At 72.3% G+C, this 17,813-nt stretch carries 13 protein-coding genes and 2 pseudogenes; 6 read left to right on the top strand and 9 right to left on the bottom strand.

All coding sequences use genetic code 11. From position 1 onward, the window contains the following. The 5 genes and pseudogenes from N4P33_RS20145 to N4P33_RS20165 form a co-directional block, all read right to left on the bottom strand. Positions 1-893 (bottom strand): annotated as a pseudogene (locus tag N4P33_RS20145) (LuxR family transcriptional regulator); the annotation flags it as partial. Positions 894-1,115: 222 nt separating this feature from the next. Next, complete coding sequence (locus N4P33_RS20150) at positions 1,116-2,063, bottom strand: alpha/beta hydrolase (RefSeq protein WP_399029806.1); 948 nt, start codon at positions 2,061-2,063, stop codon at positions 1,116-1,118. A 294-nt stretch (positions 2,064-2,357) separates the two neighbouring features. Continuing rightward, positions 2,358-2,552 (bottom strand): hypothetical protein, encoded by a 195-nt coding sequence (locus N4P33_RS20155; RefSeq protein ID WP_260828051.1) that lies wholly within the window; start codon positions 2,550-2,552, stop codon positions 2,358-2,360. Between the two features lie 387 nt (positions 2,553-2,939). Then, positions 2,940-4,652: a hypothetical protein gene (locus N4P33_RS20160; RefSeq protein ID WP_260828039.1), complete on the bottom strand. Its 1,713-nt coding sequence runs from the start codon at positions 4,650-4,652 to the stop codon at positions 2,940-2,942. A 118-nt stretch (positions 4,653-4,770) separates the two neighbouring features. Next, positions 4,771-5,269 (bottom strand): annotated as a pseudogene (locus tag N4P33_RS20165) (hypothetical protein). 249 nt (positions 5,270-5,518) lie between these two features. On the opposite strand from N4P33_RS20165, the gene N4P33_RS20170 reads away from it, so the two are divergent. After that, positions 5,519-6,337 carry an SAM-dependent methyltransferase gene (locus N4P33_RS20170; RefSeq protein WP_260828040.1) on the top strand — a complete coding sequence of 273 codons (819 nt, stop codon included), beginning with the start codon at positions 5,519-5,521 and terminating at the stop codon, positions 6,335-6,337. Positions 6,338-6,431: 94 nt separating this feature from the next. Here the strand turns inward: N4P33_RS20170 and N4P33_RS20175 are convergent, their stop codons facing one another. Continuing rightward, the gene (locus N4P33_RS20175) at positions 6,432-7,355 is read right to left on the bottom strand and encodes a helix-turn-helix transcriptional regulator (RefSeq protein WP_260828041.1); all 924 of its coding nucleotides are present in this window, start codon (positions 7,353-7,355) and stop codon (positions 6,432-6,434) included. Positions 7,356-7,521: 166 nt separating this feature from the next. Further along, entirely contained in the window at positions 7,522-7,752 is a 231-nt protein-coding gene (locus N4P33_RS20180; RefSeq protein WP_260828042.1) for a DUF397 domain-containing protein, read from the bottom strand. Positions 7,753-7,903: 151 nt separating this feature from the next. Here N4P33_RS20180 and N4P33_RS20185 point away from each other — a divergent pair, with 151 nt between their 5' ends. The 5 genes from N4P33_RS20185 (at position 7,904) to N4P33_RS20205 (ending at position 14,385) form a co-directional block, all read left to right on the top strand. Beyond that, positions 7,904-8,392: an ATP-binding protein gene (locus N4P33_RS20185; protein WP_260828043.1), complete on the top strand. Its 489-nt coding sequence runs from the start codon at positions 7,904-7,906 to the stop codon at positions 8,390-8,392. Between the two features lie 28 nt (positions 8,393-8,420). After that, a complete protein-coding gene (locus N4P33_RS20190; RefSeq protein WP_260828044.1) occupies positions 8,421-8,966 on the top strand; it encodes a hypothetical protein in 546 nt (181 codons plus the stop codon). A gap of 559 nt (positions 8,967-9,525) precedes the next feature. Then, entirely contained in the window at positions 9,526-12,252 is a 2,727-nt protein-coding gene (locus N4P33_RS20195) for a SpoIIE family protein phosphatase/ATP-binding protein (protein ID WP_260828045.1), read from the top strand. A gap of 127 nt (positions 12,253-12,379) precedes the next feature. Beyond that, on the top strand, positions 12,380-13,744 hold the full coding sequence (locus N4P33_RS20200) for an FAD-dependent oxidoreductase (protein ID WP_260828046.1): 1,365 nt from the start codon (positions 12,380-12,382) through the stop codon (positions 13,742-13,744). Between the two features lie 143 nt (positions 13,745-13,887). Continuing rightward, complete coding sequence (locus tag N4P33_RS20205; protein WP_260828047.1) at positions 13,888-14,385, top strand: lamin tail domain-containing protein; 498 nt, start codon at positions 13,888-13,890, stop codon at positions 14,383-14,385. Positions 14,386-14,403: 18 nt separating this feature from the next. Here N4P33_RS20205 and N4P33_RS20210 read toward each other — a convergent pair whose 3' ends face one another. Both N4P33_RS20210 and N4P33_RS20215 read right to left on the bottom strand, forming a co-directional pair. Continuing rightward, positions 14,404-16,773 carry a glycoside hydrolase family 65 protein gene (locus N4P33_RS20210; protein WP_260828048.1) on the bottom strand — a complete coding sequence of 790 codons (2,370 nt, stop codon included), beginning with the start codon at positions 16,771-16,773 and terminating at the stop codon, positions 14,404-14,406. A 309-nt stretch (positions 16,774-17,082) separates the two neighbouring features. Then, on the bottom strand, positions 17,083-17,813 hold a 731-nt coding region (locus tag N4P33_RS20215; RefSeq protein ID WP_260828049.1), incomplete at its 5' end, for a sensor histidine kinase.

A 17,813-nucleotide genomic window follows, 5' to 3' on the forward strand; every position in this document is an offset into this window, starting at 1 on the left:
CCGCCTCCGTCCACCTCCCCCACGCGAGACCGGCGCCCCAAGCGTGCTGCCGCTCGTCTCACCAACTCCTCGTCCACATCCGGCTCGTGGGTCGCCCGGAGGGCCGCCGCCGTGGTCAGTAACACGTCGGCCTGGGCGGGGTGTACGGCGGTCAGGTGGCCGCCCACCACCGTCGTGAGGATCTCCGTGTCGGCCAGGGGACGCGGCAGCGGGGCGTGGCCGGTGAGCTGGGCCGGGGTCAGGCGGTGGGTCACGGCCAGCAGCAACGCGGGGTTGCCCGCCGCTTCCCGCACCAACTCGTCGCGGACCCCGGGGTCGACCGCCCCGTCGGTCACCTCGTCGAGGAGGCGGAACGCCTCGCCGGTGTCGAGCGGGCCGAGGCGCAGCACCGGCAGGCCTTCGAACTCCCGGTCGACCGGCCGGTGCCCCGGCACGGTCAGCAGCAACCCCAGACCTCCAGGCGCCGCATGCATCCCACGCGCCGCCTCCCCCAGCGCGGCCCGCGATGCGGCGTCCCAGAGGTGGGCGTCGTCCACGCACACCAGGAGGGGTGACCCGGCGGCCGCCGCCCGCAGCGCGTCGAGGAGCGCCTCGCCCTCCGTACCGTCGCCGCGGACGTGGACGGAGCCACCGGCGGCGCGCAGCAGGGTGTGCAGGCCGCTGTACGGCTGGAGGGTGCCTGCCGGATCGGCCCGGACGAGTCGAACCGGTCCGGCAGAGAAGGAGCGCGCGGCGGACGCGAGGAACTCGGTACGGCCGCAGCCCGGTTCGCCGGTCACCACACGCACGCCGCCATCGGCGCGCAGCCCGTCCAGCAGCTCGGCGAGCGCCTGCCGCCGTGCAGCCGCGCGGTACGCGAGCGGTACGGTTCCCGGGGTCGTCTGTCCGGTCATTCCCGCGACGTTACTTACGCGTAACGCAAGGTGGAAGGTGCGCGTCCACGCGTCGAACAAGCTTCAACCACCGTTCCACCAGGGCGTTTTCGGCCCCGCCACGGCCCGCGGAGTGTGCCGCCTCCCAACGCGGGCCGCGCGCGGCGGTGCACGCGCACAAGCGCCGGTGGCGGCCCGCACCGTGCGCGGACCGCCACCGTCTCCCCCGGAGGGGCAGGTATGTCAGGAGGTGTGCGGGCAGTTGCCCCGCGACTCCTCGATGGTCAGGCTGGGCCGCGGCAGCGGGCACAGGAACTGCTCGTAGCGGGTGTCGTTGTCGATGAACCGCTTCAGCCAGGAAATGCTGTACTTCGCGATCGTCGTGTTCGACGTGTTGGGCGTGAAGTGCGTGGCGCTGTTCAGTTCGATGTACGCCCGGTCCAGCGAGGACGGCAGCCCGCTGTAGAACGGCTCGGAGTGGCTGGAGACGGGCGCGATCGTGTCGCCGTCGGCGCCGAAGATCAGCGTGGGGGTCCGCAGTTCGGGCCAGGTCTTGTCGAGGTTCCACGGGGTCAGCGGGATCGCCGCCTGGAGGGAGGGCCGGTCCTTGGCGGCCTCGAGGCTGCCGCCGCCGCCCATGGAGTGGCCCATCACGCCGAGCCGGCTGCTGTCGACCCGGCTGCGGACCGAGCTGCGCTGGGTCAGGTAGTCCAGCGCGGCCAGCAGCTGGTCACCGCGCGAGGCGGGCTGGTCGAGCGTGGTGTTGGTGTCGATGGTGAAGACGACGAAGCCCTGGGAGGCCAGCCGCGGTCCCAGCCAGGCGATCGACGACTCGTAGGCGGTGTAGCCGGGTGAGATGGCGACCGCGCCGAAGGTGCCGTCGGCGGTGCTGGTCGGGTAGTAGATGGTGCCGCCGCCGAAGCCGCTGACGGACAGCGAGGAGACGGAGACCTGCGACACGGCGTACGGGCCGCGCGACGCCTCGATGCTGGACTCGGTCGGCGCCGGACCACGCTCGTAGGGGTTGTCGGCGGCCTGGGCGCCGGGCCCGGTGAGGGTGGTGAGACCGACCACGGCCGCGGTGAGAGCGGTGGCGAATCCGGCGAGCCTGCCGGTCGGCCTGCGCCGGACGTGACGGCGCGGGAGCGGGGCGTCGGCCTGGTCGCTGCTGCTGTGGGGGTGCTGCTGCACGACGAGTGGTCCTCTCTGTGGCGGCGGGCCGCCCGCCGGCCGGGGCACGGGGGTACGACGCGGGACGCGTCCGTGCGCCGGCCGGGGGCGCCGCCGATGGGCTGGCCGTGCCACTGTCGGAGAGGAGGGTGTGACCGGGGATCGGCAATCTCACCGGTCTCGTCGCGCGGCGGGCCGGGCCGCGGCGGGCGTGGGGGACCGCATGCCGGAGGAATGCGGGGGTATAGGAGGTTGGCGGTCACCGTCGGAGTCGGCGCCGACGGTGACCGTCGGGAGCCGAGGCGAGCGCCGCGATCACGCCGCGTCGTACACGTGCGCCCGGCCGCCGACCCACTTCACCCACGCCGGGTCGTCCAGCAGCCGCTCCCCCTCCGGCAGCCCCGCGCGCCGCAGGAACTCGACCACGTCCCGGTCGGAGTTCGCGAGCCCGACGATCTCGCCGCGCACCGTCACCCGTCGTCCGCCCGTGCCGAGCGGCGGGTGTACCACGATCGGCGCCTTCGTCGTCACGTCTCCAGCATCCGGCCCGGCCCGCCGATGTGCCACCCCATGGACGATGTCACCCGCATGGCCGTCCCGGCAGGCCGTCCGGGACGGGGCCGTGCTCAGATGGAAGCGGCCTCCATGCCTACCCGGAGGGAGCTGGGAATGCACGAGATGTGGTGCGGTGCAGACACTTCGGGAGAGCCGGTGTGGCATGTCCTGACCACGGACAGGACGACCACGCTGTGCGGAGTGGAGAAGGAGGATGAGGAGTCCCGTCGGCGCCACGCGACCGACCGGCACTGCTTCCCCTGTATGAAGTCGTTCCAGGCGGTGATGGAGTCCTCCCGCTGAGGGCTCCTGAGGCACCGGGCCGGCCGATCACGCGCCGGCTCAGTGGCAGCAACCGTCCTCGTCCCGAGAGTTCGCGGGGTGCTGACCGTGGCCGGCGTCGAGCCGGCAGAAGCAGGAACGGTCGATCGGCACGTCCGCGAGGGCGGTGGCCCGGGTGAGCTGCTGGGCCACGATCGCCGCCTCCCCGTGCCTGCCGCCGCGCACCAGGCACTCGTGGAACCCGTGCAACGCCCAGACGTTCCCCGGGTGTTGCAGGGGGCGGGGCAGTGTCGCGTCGAGACCGAGGTCCGCGCGGTAGACCGCCTCGGCCTCGGCCACGCGGCCCTGCTCCAGCAGGAGCGCGCCCAGCGCGTGCCGGGTGGGCTGCATCCAGCCCCAGGGCTCGTCGTAGGGAAGGTTGTCGTCGAGTTCGACGGCCCGCTCCAGCGCGGCGAAGGCCGCCTCGAAGTCGCCCCTGCGGTAGTCGAGTTCGCCGTCCAGCATGGCCGACGCGACGGCGAGGATGTCCCGGCAGGTGTTGTTGAACAGCATGCGCGACTCCGGGACCCTCTCGACCGCCGAGCGGAACTCCTGCCGTTCGGCCTCGGCCCTGTCGACGGCGCCGGTCGCGGAGAGGGCGACGCCGCGGGCGTAGTGGAGCATCGCTGTGGTGACGGAGTACAGCTCGGGGTCGTCGGGGAAGGGCAGCGCCAGGATGTCGTCCCAGCGTCCGAAGCGGATCAGGACGTGGACGCGCATCGCAAGGAAGCCTTCGAGCCAGTCGGCCATCGGGGGGCTCTGCACCCGCAGCAGCTTCTCGGGGATGGCCGCCTCGAGCTGCGCGGCGGCGTCGAGGGCCACCTGCGAGGCGCCCAGGAACATGGCGCCGTAGATCTTGAAGTGGATGTTGTGGGCCCGGTAGAGGGTGTAGAAGTTCATGGCGCCGGCGCGCTGGAGGTACTTCTCGTCGGCGGCGATCGCCCGGGTGTTGTCCGAGACGACGCGCCGGTAGTCGCCGCACAGCACCTCCAGGTGCGAGGGCATGTGGTGCAGGTGCCCGGCGTCGGGGACGGCTCCGCGCAGCCGGTCGGCGACGGTGAGCGCCGCTTCCGGCGTGGGGGACATCTCCATCAGGTGGATGTAGAGGTGCAGGACGCCGGGGTGGGCGGCGCCGGCCTCGGTGGCAAGGGCCCGGTCGAGGACGGCCTTGGCCTCGATCGTGCGGGCGCCCTCGGCGGGGCGGCCGGTGGGCAGGTCCCACAGCTGCCAGGGGGTGAGGTTCATGGCCGCGTCGGCGCACAGCGTGGCCACGTCGAGGTCGTCGGGGGCGCCGTCGTACACGGCGCGCATGGCGTCCGCGTACGGCTCGTTCCACACCGAGCAGTCGGGTACGGCCTCGGCCTGCGGGTAGCGGGCGCGCAGGGCGCCGATGAGGGCCCGTTCGACCGGGGTGGCGCGGGCGGCCTTCTCGTGCGCGCGCTCCACCGCGGTGTGGGTGCGCTCGACGGTGCGGACGAGTTCGTCGCCGTCGAAGGCCTCCCAGGGCTTGTTGTAGTTGGGGCCGAGGGCGTAGGCGATGCCCCAGTACGCCATGGCGCAGTCCGGGTCGGCCGCGGCGGCGCGCTCGAAGCAGGCGACGGCCTCCTCGTGGTGGAACGCGTAGGTCCACAGCAGTCCGCGGTCGAACCAGCGCTGGGCCGTCGCGGAGGTGGTGGTCACGGGTCGGCTGTAGGTGCCGAGGTCGTAGGGGTAGTTGTCGTCCGAGTCATGCATGGCGCCATCCCGGGAAGCGGCTCGATCGGCCCACCGTCCCGCCCGGCGCGGCACACCGGAGGGACGAATCCGACCATAGCGGGGTACGGGGTGGCCGCGCAGGCGACCGGGCCGCCGGTCAGGCGCTGGTGAGGAGCTGCGGGGAGAGCACCTGGATCATGGTGTTTGGTCCAGCGCATCTGGCGCAGGGTCCGCGGGTGGCAGGAGGACACCAGGGCGAGCAGCCGCTCGTCGCGGGTGGCCTGGGCCGCCTGGGCGAGCATCTCCCAGTGCAGGGAGTTGCGGGCGGCGGCCAGGTGCAGGTCCCGCAGGTCGTGCAGCAGGAGCAGGCCCGTCTCAGGGCGGCGGCCCAGGGCCTCGGACGCCTTCTCGCGCAGGGCGTTGAGCGCGGCGGACGCAGGATGGTCGCGCGGGCCGGGCAGGTCGAGGCCGTGATCGCGGCCGGCCTCGGCGAGCCGCTCGGTGTGTTCCCGGGACCAGTGCGCGACGTCGATGGCGACGTGGTGGAACTCGTGCTCGGCGCGGTGGCGGGCCGCCGCGGCCGGCAGGTCGTGCTCCAGACCGCGTTCGTCGCCGTGCAGGGCGCGCAGGGTCCGGGCACCCCAGGGGTCGGCGATCCGGTCTGCCGGGCTGGGCACGCTGCGACCTCCCGTGCGGGAACGACTGTGCCCGGCGAGCACCCCGCCCCCAGCGGTCGATGCGGCACCGTGAGTGACGACCACGGCACGCACGGACACCGGCGGTGACGGGCGCGTCGTTCGTCGGGGGCTTGTTCGCCGACGGGCTGGCACGCCGCGTACGCGCCTCCCTAGGATGTAATCCCTGTCCAGCCAGTCCAGTTGGCGCGGTACTCCGCAGGGGGAACGATGCACAGTGGTAAGCAGCTGTCCACCGAGATCGACGCAACGGTGCCGACGGCGGCGCGCATGTACGACTACTACCTGGGCGGCAAGGACAACTACGCGGCCGACCGCGCGGCGGTCGAGGAGCTCGACAAGGTCGTGCCCAGCACGCGCCGTCTCGCGCTGAACAACCGGCGTTTCCTCCAGCGGGTGGTGCGCACGCTCGCGCAGGAGTACGGAATCCGCCAGTTCCTGGACCACGGCTCCGGTCTGCCCACCCAGGAGAACGTGCACCAGGTCGCCCAGCGGATCGATCCGAGCACGCATGTGGTGTACGTCGACAACGACCCGATGGTGCTGGTGCACGGCCGGGCCCTGCTGGAGCAGGACGAGCGCACGGCCGTCATCCACGCCGACATGCGCTCCACCGACGAGATCTTCTCCCACCCGGAGACCCAGCGCCTGATCGACTTCTCGCAGCCGGTGTGCGTGCTGTTCAACTCGGTGTTCCACTGCATCCCGGACAGCGACACGGACGGCCCGCTCGCGGTGGCCCGCCGGGTGCGCGAACGGCTCGCTCCCGGCAGCTTCATGGTGATGTGCCAGCTGGTCAGCGACGACCCGAAGGTCCGTGAGTTCGTCACGAACTTCATGGACCAGGTGACCCAGGGGCACTGGGGCCGGGTCCGCGAGGAGAAGGACGTGGAGGCGTACTTCGAGGGTCTGGAGATCCTGGAGCCGGGCCTGGTGGAGGTCTCGACCTGGCGTCCGGACACCGAGGTGGCGCCCCGTCAGCTCACCGACGAGTGGATCGAGTTCGGCGGCGTCGGCCGCGTGCCGTAGCCGGACCCCCGACGCAACGACGCCCCTCGCCGGACCACGCGGGTCCGTCGAGGGGCGTCGCGCACGAGCGGGTGTCCCTTACGATGCCGGTCTCCTACGACGCCGGATAGCGCTGTTCCATCGTGCTGCGCAGCAGTTCGAGCGACTCACGGGGCTTGAGGGCCTCGTCGGCGAGCCGGTCCAGCGCGATCCGGTACTCCTCCGTCTCGTCGCGGTCCTCAAGGAAGTTGGCGCTCCTGATGTGCTCCAGGTAGACCACGTCGGGCAGATCGAGACCGCCGAAGCGCAGATACGTCACCGGGATGGCCGGAGCCGACGCGTTGGTCACGCTCAGCGGCACGATCTGCACGGTGACGTTGGGGCGTTCGGCCATCGTCACGAGGTGCTGGAGCTGCTCGCGCATCACCTCGGGGCTGCCCAGCACCCGCAGCAGGACGGACTCGTCGATGATCGCCCACAGTTGAGGGGCGCCCGCCCGCGACAGCAGTTCGGCACGCCGCATGCGCAGTTCGACGCGGCGCTGCACCTCGCCGGCCGGGGCGTTGGGCAGGCCGCGTTCGACCACGGCGCGGGTGTAGGCGGCGGTCTGCAACAGGCCCGGCACGTACTGGATCTCGAAGGTACGGATGGTGGCGGCGGCCTCCTGCAGCCCCACCAGGCGGTCGAACCACTCGGGCATCAGCCGCTTGTCGTATCGCTGCCACCAGCCCGGTTCACCGGCCCGCTGGAGCAGCTTGAGCAGCACCGACGCCTCGTAGTCGTCCGTGCCGTAGAGCTGGAGCAGCTTGCGCACGTCCGCCTCGGTCGGCGGGCGGCGGCCCTTACCCGACTCGATGCGGGACAACTTCGCCGCGCTGAAACCGACGGCGCGTGCCGCCTGGTCCTGGGCCAGACCGGCATCCTCACGGAAGCCTGCGAGCTGCACTCCGACCAGCATCTTCAGCAGGGTCGGAGCCGGCTCTGGCCTGTCCAGATAGGGTTCCAGACGGGAGATGCGATGCGACGACGCGGCGGACATCCTGACTCCCAGCAGACCGGCACAAGGGCGATTTACACTATCGCACCTCATCCCGCCGCACCGCATCACCCGCAGAAGCCTTACGGAAGTGAGGAGTTGCCCTCCGCTCCCTGGGCGCCGACCCCGAGGCGGGGTTCGCGCCGCCGGGCCCCGGAGCGCCCGCGGCTCACACCAGGTGGTCGAACTCGCCGTCCTTGGCGCCGGCCAGGAACGCGGCCAGTTCCGCGGCCGTGTAGACCAGCGCGGGCCCGTCAGGATCACGGGAGTTGCGCAGCGCGACGGCGCCGCCGGTCAGCGGGGCCACCTCCACGCAGTTGCCCTCGGCGTTGCTGTGCCGGCTTTTGATCCAGCGGACGTCCAGCTGGCTCGCCCGCACTCCGTTCCGCACTCCTGGCACCGCTGTCTCCTTGCTGTTCGTACGCGCCCGGCCGAAAAAAACCCACGCAATTTCTCGTGCAATTGCACGCGGACGCTGTCAGCGTGGATAATAACGGGGGCGTCAACCCCCTTGTTGGCGCCCAGACCTGACGTCGCATCGGGGAGATGACGTGTCATCACCTGCGCATCCCGTGCTCCGCCCGCCCGGCGTGGCGGTACGCTCGGAGCCGTGGACGGCCGGGGCCGCGACACGCGCGGCGGGGTTGCGCATCGAGTGCAGCCGGGAGGGCCTCGCGCGGGCCCGCTCCTTCACCCGGGAGACCCTGCGGACCTGGTCGCTCGGCCACCGCTGCGACGACGCCACCCTCGTGATCTCGGAGCTCGCCGCCAACGCCGCGACCCACGCGGCAGTGTGGGGCGCGGGTGCGTCCGACGTCCGGCTCGGTCTCCGGCTGGACCCGGGGCACCTGCTGCTGACCGTCTCCGACCCCGACGACCGTCCGCCCGTGCACACCCCCGCCTCCACCCTGGAGCAGCACGGCCGGGGCCTGGGCATCGTCGACGCCCTCAGCGAGGCGTGGGGCTGGACCCCCACCCCGCCGGCGGGCAAGACGGTCTGGGCCCGGTTGTCGACCCGCCCGACGCACCCGCCCACCTGACACGACTGCCGCGGAAAGGCATCCAGCCATGCGCAGCGCTTCGACGGAACAGCCGAGCAGCGAGCGCCCTGTGCGCCACACGTCCCCCACCGGAGTGGCACGGACCACGCCCCTCACGGCACTGTCCCGAGTGCCGTGGGCGGACATCCAGGACTCCACCGGATCGGCGGCTGCGATCCCCCTGCTGCTCAACGGCATCGCCTGGGGCGACGCCGAGACCGCCCGGGCCGCCCTGGAGGATCTTCGCCGGCGGATCTGCCAGTACGGCTTCGTCGTGGAGCAGGCGACGGCGGCCACCGTTCCCTTCCTCTGGGAGCTGGCGCAGCTTCCGCATGTCACCTGCCGCGCCCAGATCATCCAGCTGCTGCGGGCCATCGCGGACGCCCGCCAGTGGGAGAGCACCGCCGCCGCGTATCCCAAGCTGCTCAATCACCGCGAGAACCCGGTGGCGTGGGAGCGCGCGGCTCGCCAGGCGGTACGGGCCCGCGCCGACGACCTGAACCGGCTCCTCGACGAGCCGGACACCGAGATCGCCCGCGCCTCGACAGAACTGGCCCACGCACTGTCCCGCTGACCCCACCGGGCACCCGACCCGGACCGACCACTCACCAGAGGCGCGCGGATTCGGGGGACGAGCCGCGCGCAGGGGGGAGGGTCGCGCGCGGCCGCCTGGGGGTCGGCCGCGCGCGACCCACCGACCACGCCCCCGGAACACGCACCCCGGGACCACTGCCTCGAACACCGCGCCCCGAGTACGCGGGCCCCGGGAACCCCGCCCCACGAACCACGGCCCTGGAGACCGCGCCCCGAGAACCACGGTCCCGGAACCCCCGAACCACGCACTACAACCCTGGAAACCGCGACCCGAGAACCACGGCCCCGGAACCCCCGAACCACGCACTACGACCCTGGAAACCACGGCCCGACGACCACGGTCCGGCTGCCGCAACCCGCAGCCCCGGAAACCGCGATCCACGAACCCCGGCCCCGGAGGCCGCGCCGCGCCCAGGGACCGCTGTCTCGGGTCCCCTTGTCCCCGACCCCTGCTCCGGCGGCGCGGGACGCGGCCCGTGGGGGTGGTGGCTCTCGCCTCGGGTGGCGGGGCAGTGTAGACATGGCACATGGTCCGACTCATGGGTCGATCCACGGACCGGCCGCCTCTGCGGCCCGTGGCGGCGGCGTCCGCGCGGGGGGAGCGGGGTGGTGGGCGGCGGTGGCGTCCGGTGGCGGGGCTGCGGTCGGTGCTGAGCGGGCGCAGCGTCGCCGGACAGGTGTTCGTGCTGCATGTGGTGATCGTGGTGCTGCTGGTCGCGGCCGCCGTCGTCGCGCTGGTGCTGCAAGTGCGGCGGGACAGCACCCAGGAGGCCCGCAACCGTTCCCTGGCCGTCGCGGAGACCTTCGCCAACTCGCCCGGCATCGTCGAGGCACTGGACGCACCCGACCCCACGGCCGTACTCCAGCCGCAGGCCGAGGCCGTGCGCATGCAGGCGAAGGTCGACTTCGTCGTCGTCATGAACACCGAGGGCATCCGCTACACGCACCCCAGGCCGGACCGTATCGGCAGACAGTTCGTCGGCACCCTGGAGCCCGCGCTGCGGGGCGAGCCCGTGGTGGAGGAGATCGACGGCACCATCGGCGAGCTGGTGCAGGCGGTGGTGCCGGTGAAGGACGGCGACGGCACCGTCGTGGGCCTGGTGTCCGCCGGCATCACCACCGAGCGCGTCGGCGGGGCCGCCGACCACCAGTTGCCGCTGGTGCTGGCCGCCGCGGCCGTCGCACTCGCCCTGGCCACCGCCGGCGCCGCCCTGGTCAGCAGGCGGCTGCTGCGGCAGACCCACGGGCTGGGCCCGCACGAGATGACCCGGATGTACGAGCACCACGACGCGGTGCTGCACGCCGTGCGCGAGGGCGTCGTCATCGTCGGCGGCGACGGCACGCTGATGCTGGCCAACGACGAGGCCCACCGGCTGCTGCGGCTGCCCGAGGACGCGGAGGGCCGGCACGTCCTCGAACTGGACCTGGATCCCGGCACCGCCGAGCTGCTGTCCTCCGGGCGGGTCGCCACGGACGAGGTGCATCTGGTCGGCGACCGGCTGCTGGCCGTCAACCAGCGGCCCACCGACCGGGCCGGCGGACCGCCCGGCAGCGTCGCGACCGTCCGCGACTCCACCGAGCTGCGGGCCCTGTCCGGCCGCGCCGAGGAGGCCCGGGAGCGGCTCGACATGCTGTACGACGCCGGCGTGGGCATCGGCACCAGCCTGGACGTCACCCGTACGGCCGAGGAGCTGACGGAACTGGCGGTGCCCCGGTTCGCCGACTTCGCCACCGTGGACCTGTTCGAGTCGGTGCTGGCCGGCGGGCAGCCGGACGCGGCCAGCGCGGTGCGCCGCACGGCGCTGGCCGGGATCCGCAAGGACGCCCCGCTGTACCCGGTGGGCGAGACGATCCGGTTCGTCGAGTCGTCGCCGCAGGGCCGTGCCCTCGCCGGTGGGCGGGCGGTGCTCGAGCCCCGGCTCGCCGACGCGCCGGGCTGGCAGGCGCAGGACGCGGAACGCTCCGCGCAGGTCGTCGCGTACGGCGTCCACTCGCTGATCGCCGTACCGCTGCGGGCCGGTGCGGTGACGCTGGGCGTGGTGAGCTTCTGGCGCTCCGAGCGGCCGCAGCCGTTCGACGGCGAGGAGGTGGCGCTGGCGGAGGAGCTGGTGGCGCGGGCCGCGGTGTCCATCGACAACGCCCGCCGCTACACGCGCGAGCACAGCATGGCGGTGACGCTCCAGCGCAGCCTGCTGCCGCGCACCCTGCCCGAGCAGAGCGCCCTGGAGATCGCCTACCGCTATCTGCCCGCGCAGGCCGGGGTGGGCGGCGACTGGTTCGACGTGCTTCCGCTGTCGGGCACCCGGGTGGCGCTGGTGGTCGGCGACGTCGTCGGTCACGGCCTGCACGCCGCGGCCACCATGGGGCGGCTGCGGACCGCCGTGCACAACTTCTCCGCCCTCGACCTGCCGCCTGACGAACTGCTCGGCCTGCTCGACGAACTGGTGGGGCGCATCGACCAGGACGAGGCCCACGAGGAGCACAGCGCGCCGGTGACCGGGGCGACCTGTCTGTACGCCGTGTACGACCCGGTGTCCCGGCGCTGCAGCGTGGCCCGGGCGGGTCATCCGCCGCCCGCCCTGATCCATCCGGACGGGCGGGTGGAGTACTGGGACGTGCCCGCGGGCCCCCCGCTGGGGCTCGGCGGGCTGCCGTTCGAGACGGCCGAGCTGGAGCTGCCGGAGGGCAGCCGGCTGGTGCTGTACACGGACGGGCTGGTCGAGGACCGGCGGCATGACATCGACGTGGGCCTCGAGCTGCTGCGCGAGGCGCTGTCCCGGGCGGGGGACTCCCCGGAGGACACCTGCAGGGTGGTGCTGGAGTCGCGGCGCCCGTCGCGGGCCGGTGACGACATCGCGCTGATCGTGGCGCGCACCCGGGCGCTGCCCGCGGACCGTGTCGCCGAGTGGCCGGTGCCGGCCGATCCGGCGGCCGTGGCGCAGGTGCGGGCGGCGGTGACCCGGAAGCTGGCCGAGTGGGGCCTTCAGGAGCTGGAGTTCACCACGGAGCTGATCCTCAGCGAGCTGGTCACCAACGCGATCCGTTACGGCGGCACCCCCATCCGGGTGCGCATGCTGCGCGACCGCCATCTGATCTGCGAGGTCTTCGACGGCAGCAGCACCTCACCGCATCTGCGCCACGCGACGATGACGGACGAGGGCGGCCGGGGCCTGTTCCTGGTGGCGCAGCTCGCCGAGCGCTGGGGAACGCGCTATCTGCCCGCCGGCAAGGTCATCTGGGCGGAGCAGCCGATCCCCGGCTCATAAGCATCCCCTGGGAGATGTCATAAGAGGGCCTTATGAGCCCATAGACCGGACCCGCGTACCAACTTAGGCAAGCCTCAGTTTAGGCTTCGGGGCGAGTCACTTGTCCTCGCTCGAAGGGAAACTGACCATGCCCCGCCCCCTGCGGGTAGCCATCGTCGGATCCGGCCCCGCCGGGATCTACGCCGCCGACGCCCTGCTCAAGTCCGACGTGGCCGCCGAACCGGGCGTGTCCATCGACATCTTCGAGCGGATGCCGGCGCCGTTCGGACTGATCCGCTACGGCGTCGCCCCCGACCACCCGCGGATCAAGGGCATCATCACCGCCCTGCACCAGGTCCTCGACAAGCCGCAGATCCGCCTGTTCGGCAACGTGGACTACGGCACCGACATCCACCTCGACGACCTGCGTGCCTTCTACGACGGCGTGATCTTCGCCACCGGCGCCATGGCCGACCGCGCGCTGCCGATCCCGGGCATCGACCTCGACGGCTCCTACGGCGCCGCCGACTTCGTCTCCTGGTACGACGGCCACCCGGACGTGCCGCGCACCTGGCCGCTCGAGGCGGAGAAGGTGGCGGTGCTCGGGGTCGGCAACGTCGCCCTGGACGTCGCCCGGATCCTCGCCAAGACGGCGGACGAGCTGCTGCCCACCGAGATCCCGGCCAACGTCTACGACGGGCTCAAGGCCAACCGGGCCAAGGAGATCCACGTCTTCGGCCGCCGCGGCCCCGCCCAGGCGAAGTTCAGCCCGATGGAGCTGCGGGAGCTCGACCACTCCCCCAGCATCGAGGTGATCGTCGACCCCGAGGACATCGACTACGACGAGGGGTCGATCGCCACCCGGCGCGGCAACAAGCAGGCGGACATGGTCGCCAAGACCCTGGAGAACTGGGCGATCCGCGATGCCGGCGACCGCCCGCACAAGCTGTACCTGCACTTCTTCGAGTCGCCCACGGAGATCCTCGGCGAGGACGGCCGTGTCGTCGGCCTGCGCACCGAGCGCACCGCCCTCGACGGCACCGGCAATGTCAAGGGCACCGGCGAGTTCAAGGACTGGGACGTCACCGCGGTCTACCGCGCGGTGGGCTACCTCTCCGACAAACTCCCCAAGCTGCCCTGGGACATCGACTCCGGCACCGTCCCCGACGAGGGCGGCCGGGTCATCGGCGAGACCGGCGAGCATGTGCAGTCCACGTACGTCACCGGCTGGATCCGGCGCGGCCCGGTGGGCCTGATCGGGCACACCAAGGGCGACGCCAACGAGACGGTGGCCAACCTGCTGGCCGACTACGCGGACGGACGGCTGCACACCCCGGCAACCCCCGCCCCCGAGGCCGTGGACGCGTTCCTCGCCGAGCGCGAGATCCGCTACACGACCTGGGACGGCTGGTACCGCCTGGACGCCGCCGAGAAGGCGCTGGGCGAGCCGCAGGGCCGTGAGCGCGTGAAGATCGTCGAGCGCGAGGACATGCTGCGGGAGAGCGGCGCCTGAGCCGCTCCCCCGGCCTCACCGAGCGCCCGCCGGTCCGATTCCCGGACCGGCGGGCGCTCGGCGTATCCGGTTGTGTACGATCATCTCCTTCACCGAATCACCACATGGCCTTCACTCAAGGGTCATGGAGGGGGGAGCACTTCATGCGGATACGCACTGCCGCCGTCGCCACCACCGCCGCCGCGGGCGCGCTCGCCGCGCTGACGGCCGTTCCGGCTCAGGCCGCCGAGTACTCGTCGGCGCTCAAGGTCCGGGGCATCCAGTACGACGCGCCGGGCAGCGACTCCAACCGGTGTTCCGGGGGGAACACCCACCAGGAGTACCTGACCATCAAGAACTACTCGAAGTCGTCGACGGTGAACCTCAAGGGGTACGTCGTCGAGGACGCCGCCGGGAACTGGTTCGAGTTCACCGCCAACCACTACCTCCAGCCCGGCGACTACGTGAAGCTGCGCGGGGGCAACGGCAGCGACTCCGACAAGAACAACGTCGTGTACCGCGACAACTGCAACTTCATGTGGAACAACGACAAGGACACGATCTACCTGTACAAGCCGTCGGGCAGCCGCGCCGACGTCCACTCGTACACCAAGAGGGACAACGACCGGGACGGCAACGGATACATCACGTTCCACAACTGACCTGCCCCGCCGCGGACTTCAGTCCGTGAGCGGAATGTGGCCCGTCTCCCCCGGCTGGAGGCGGGCCGTGCGGTCCGGCAGCCGTACGTCGATGGGGGCCGGGCCGCTCGGCGGTACGGCGATCTCCAGCCGGCCGCGTTCCAGTCGCAGCCGTACGCCCCAGTGGCCGTGGTAGCGGACGGTGAAGCCGTAGGAGGACAACTCCGGCAGCGGCACCGGGTTCAGGCGCAGCGCGCCGTTGCGGGTCTCCAGGCCCGGCAGCCCGCGCTGGACCAGGTCGAGAGTGCCGGCCATCGCGCCGAGATGGATGCCCTCACCGGTGGTGCCGCCCTGGATGTCGGCGATGTCCCCCCGGAGGGCCTCCTGGCAGAAGGACCAGGCCTCGGCCCGCCGGTCCCGGGCCAGGACCCAGCCGTGCACCAGTCCGCTCAGCGTGGAGCCGTGGCTGGTGCGGTGCAGGTAGTAGTCGACCGTGCGCCGCCAGGTCCGCTCGTCGAGGACGTGGCCCAACCTGCCGAACAGACCTTGCAGTTCGGCAGGTGAGAACAGATACCCGAGCATCAGGACGTCCGCCTGCTTCGAGGCCTGGTAGCGGTTGACGGTGTCCCCCTCGGCCTCCAGAATCCGGTCCAGGCGGCGGATGTCGCCGTACTGCCGCCGGTAGGCGCGCCAGTCGAGCTCCGCGAGGTCGCCGTAGCCCTCGAACTGGCTGATGACCCCTTCGTGGAACGGCACATGGAGGGTGCGGGAGACCTCCTCCCACTGTTCGAGCTCGCCGCCGTCCAGGCCCGTGCGCTCGTCGAGTTCCCGCCGCCGCGGCTCGGGCAGGGCGCGCAGCACGTCGAGGGTGTGGGCGAGCACCCAGGCCGCGGTGACGTTGGTGTACGCGTTGTCGACCAGTCCGGGGCGGTCCGCGCCGGGGTAGGCGTCGTGGTACTCGTCGGGGCCGACCACGCCCCGGATGCGGTGCCGGCCGAGCCCCGGGTCGTACTCGGCGGCGTCCGCCCAGAAGCGGGAGATCTGCAGGAGCATCTCGGCGCCCTCGGTGTGCAGGAACTCGGAGTCGCCGCTGGCCTCGGAGTACTGCCACACGTTGTACGCGATGGCCGAGCCCACGTGGTGCTGAAGGTGCGAGTGGTCGGGCACCCAGCGGCCCGAGCGCGGGTTGAGGTGGACCTTCTGGGCCTCCTCCCGGCCGTCGCTGCCGCTCTGCCAGGGATACATCGCCCCCCTGCGGCCGGCGTCCCGCGCGGCGGTGCGGGCGCGCTCCAGGCGCCGGTAGCGGTAGTGCAGCAGGGCGCGCGACACCTCGGGGAAGTGCAGGTTGAGGTAGGGCAGCACGAACAGCTCGTCCCAGAAGACGTGCCCGCGGTAGGCCTCGCCGTGCAGTCCGCGGGCCGGCACGCCGACGTCGAGGTCGGCGGTGTGCGGGGAGAGTGTCTGCAGCACATGGAACAGGTGCAGGCGCAGGATGGTGCCCGCCTCGCCGGGCACGTCCAGTTCGGCCCGCCGCCACAGCTGACCCCAGGCGGTCCGGTGCGAACCGGTCAGCTCCTCCATCCCGGCGACCCGGCCCACCCGGTCCACGGCGGCGTGCAGGGGATCGCTGATCGCCTGGTCGCGGGAGGTGTGCAGGGCGACGAGCTTGTCCACGGTGACGCTGTGGCCGGGCGTGAGCGGCAGCACGGTGTGCTGGACGGCGCGGCCGCTCTCCTTGCGGTGGTGGACGGGCGCGTCGGTGAGGAGCCGGGAGGCCAGCGCGACCCGGATGTCCGAGGTGCGGGTGCGGCAGCGCAGCCACACCGTCCCCGGGGCGGCGCTGCCGCTGTGGACGTGGGTCAGGTGCCGGCCGTCCAGGTCCCGGTAGCGGGCGACGCCCGCGTTGGTGACGGTGCCGTCGAGCGCTGCCTCAACCTCGAGCGGCCCCGAGTAGCGGTCGGCGGTGAACTCCGTGCGCAGCGCGGCCAGATGAGGGTCGGCCATGTGCACAAGGCGTTCCTGGCGCACCGTCAGGGTCCGGCCCTCCCCGAGGTCGTAACGGGTCAGCCGCTCCAGCAGGCCCGAGGCCAGGTGCAGGATCTCGCGGTGTTCGAGCACGGCGCTCGTGTCGGGGCCGATCCACGGCCCGCCGGGGAGGCGGAAGCGCAGCGGCAGCCAGTTGGGCACGTTGACCAGGTCCTCGTTCTCGACCCGCCGTCCGGCGACCTCGGAGGTGAGCCGGTTGTAGCAGCCGGCCACATACGTCCCCGGGTAGTGCACCTCGTCGGCGGAGCACTCCGGCAGTGCTCCCCGGGTGGCGAAGTAGCCGTTGCCCAGGGTGCACAGCGACTCCCTCAGCCGCGCCTCGGCGGGGTCGTAGCCCTCGTACTCCCAGGTCCAGCCGGTCACGTCGACGCTCCTCCCGTCGGCGCCCACCGAGTTCCGAGTGCGACGGTGTCGGCGCCCTGCCGCAGCAGTCTGTCCCTGAGCAGTCCGCCGAGGATGCGGCCCACGCCGGTGGCGAGCCCGAACCCCCGGTACGGCTGACAACTCCGCACGGGGTACCCCACGCCCGACCACGGCACACGTCACCGAGGGCACCGCCGGAACGACCCCTAGTGCCCTGGCAGGCAACGTTCGCCCCGTCGCGACGCCCGGCACGCCCTCTCGCCGCACCGGCCGCCGCTCCTTCACGGGCAAACGTTGCCTGCCAGGGCACTAGCTCTCCCCGACCGGGACGCACCAGTCCAGCGTGGTGCCCTGCCCCGGTGAGCTGGTGATCCGCAGCTCACCGCCCAGGTGCTCGGCGCGTTCGGCCATGTTCCGCAGTCCGCTGCGGCGGCCCCCGGCCGGGATGCCCACGCCGTTGTCGGCGACCGTCAGGCGCAGCTCTCGGCCGTCGGTCTCCAGGCGGATCTCGGCGCGGTCGGCGCGCGCGTGCCGGGCGATGTTGGTCAGGGACTCGGACAGCACGGCGACCACGTGGTCGGCGGTGTCCTTGCCGGTGTGCGTGTCGACCAGACCCTGCATCTGGAGGGTGGGCGTGAAGCCCAGGAGGCGGGCCGCCTCGCCGACCACCTGGACGACCCGGGATCGCAGCCCGGCCCCGCCGGCGTCGTCCCGTGCCCGGAGCCCGAGGATCGTCGATCTGATGATCTTGATGGTCTCGTCCAGGTCGTCCACGGCCCGGGCCACACGCTCCCTGGCCTCGTCCTGTTCGATACGGCGGCCGGCGCTCTGCAGCGTCATCCCGGTGGCGAACAGCCGCTGGATGGCGAGGTCGTGCAGGTCGCGGGCGATGCGGTCGCGGTCCTCGAGGACGGCGATCTGCTCGGCGTCCCGCCGTCGCTCGGCGAGTTCCATCGCCACGGCGGCCTGCGCGGCGAAGCCCCGCAGCGGCTCGATCTCCTTGTCCGTGAACGCGCTCTGCCGTGCGGCGCGCACCAGCA

Source organism: Streptomyces sp. 15-116A, from assembly GCF_025290915.1.
Taxonomy (GTDB): Bacteria; Actinomycetota; Actinomycetes; order Streptomycetales; family Streptomycetaceae; genus Streptomyces.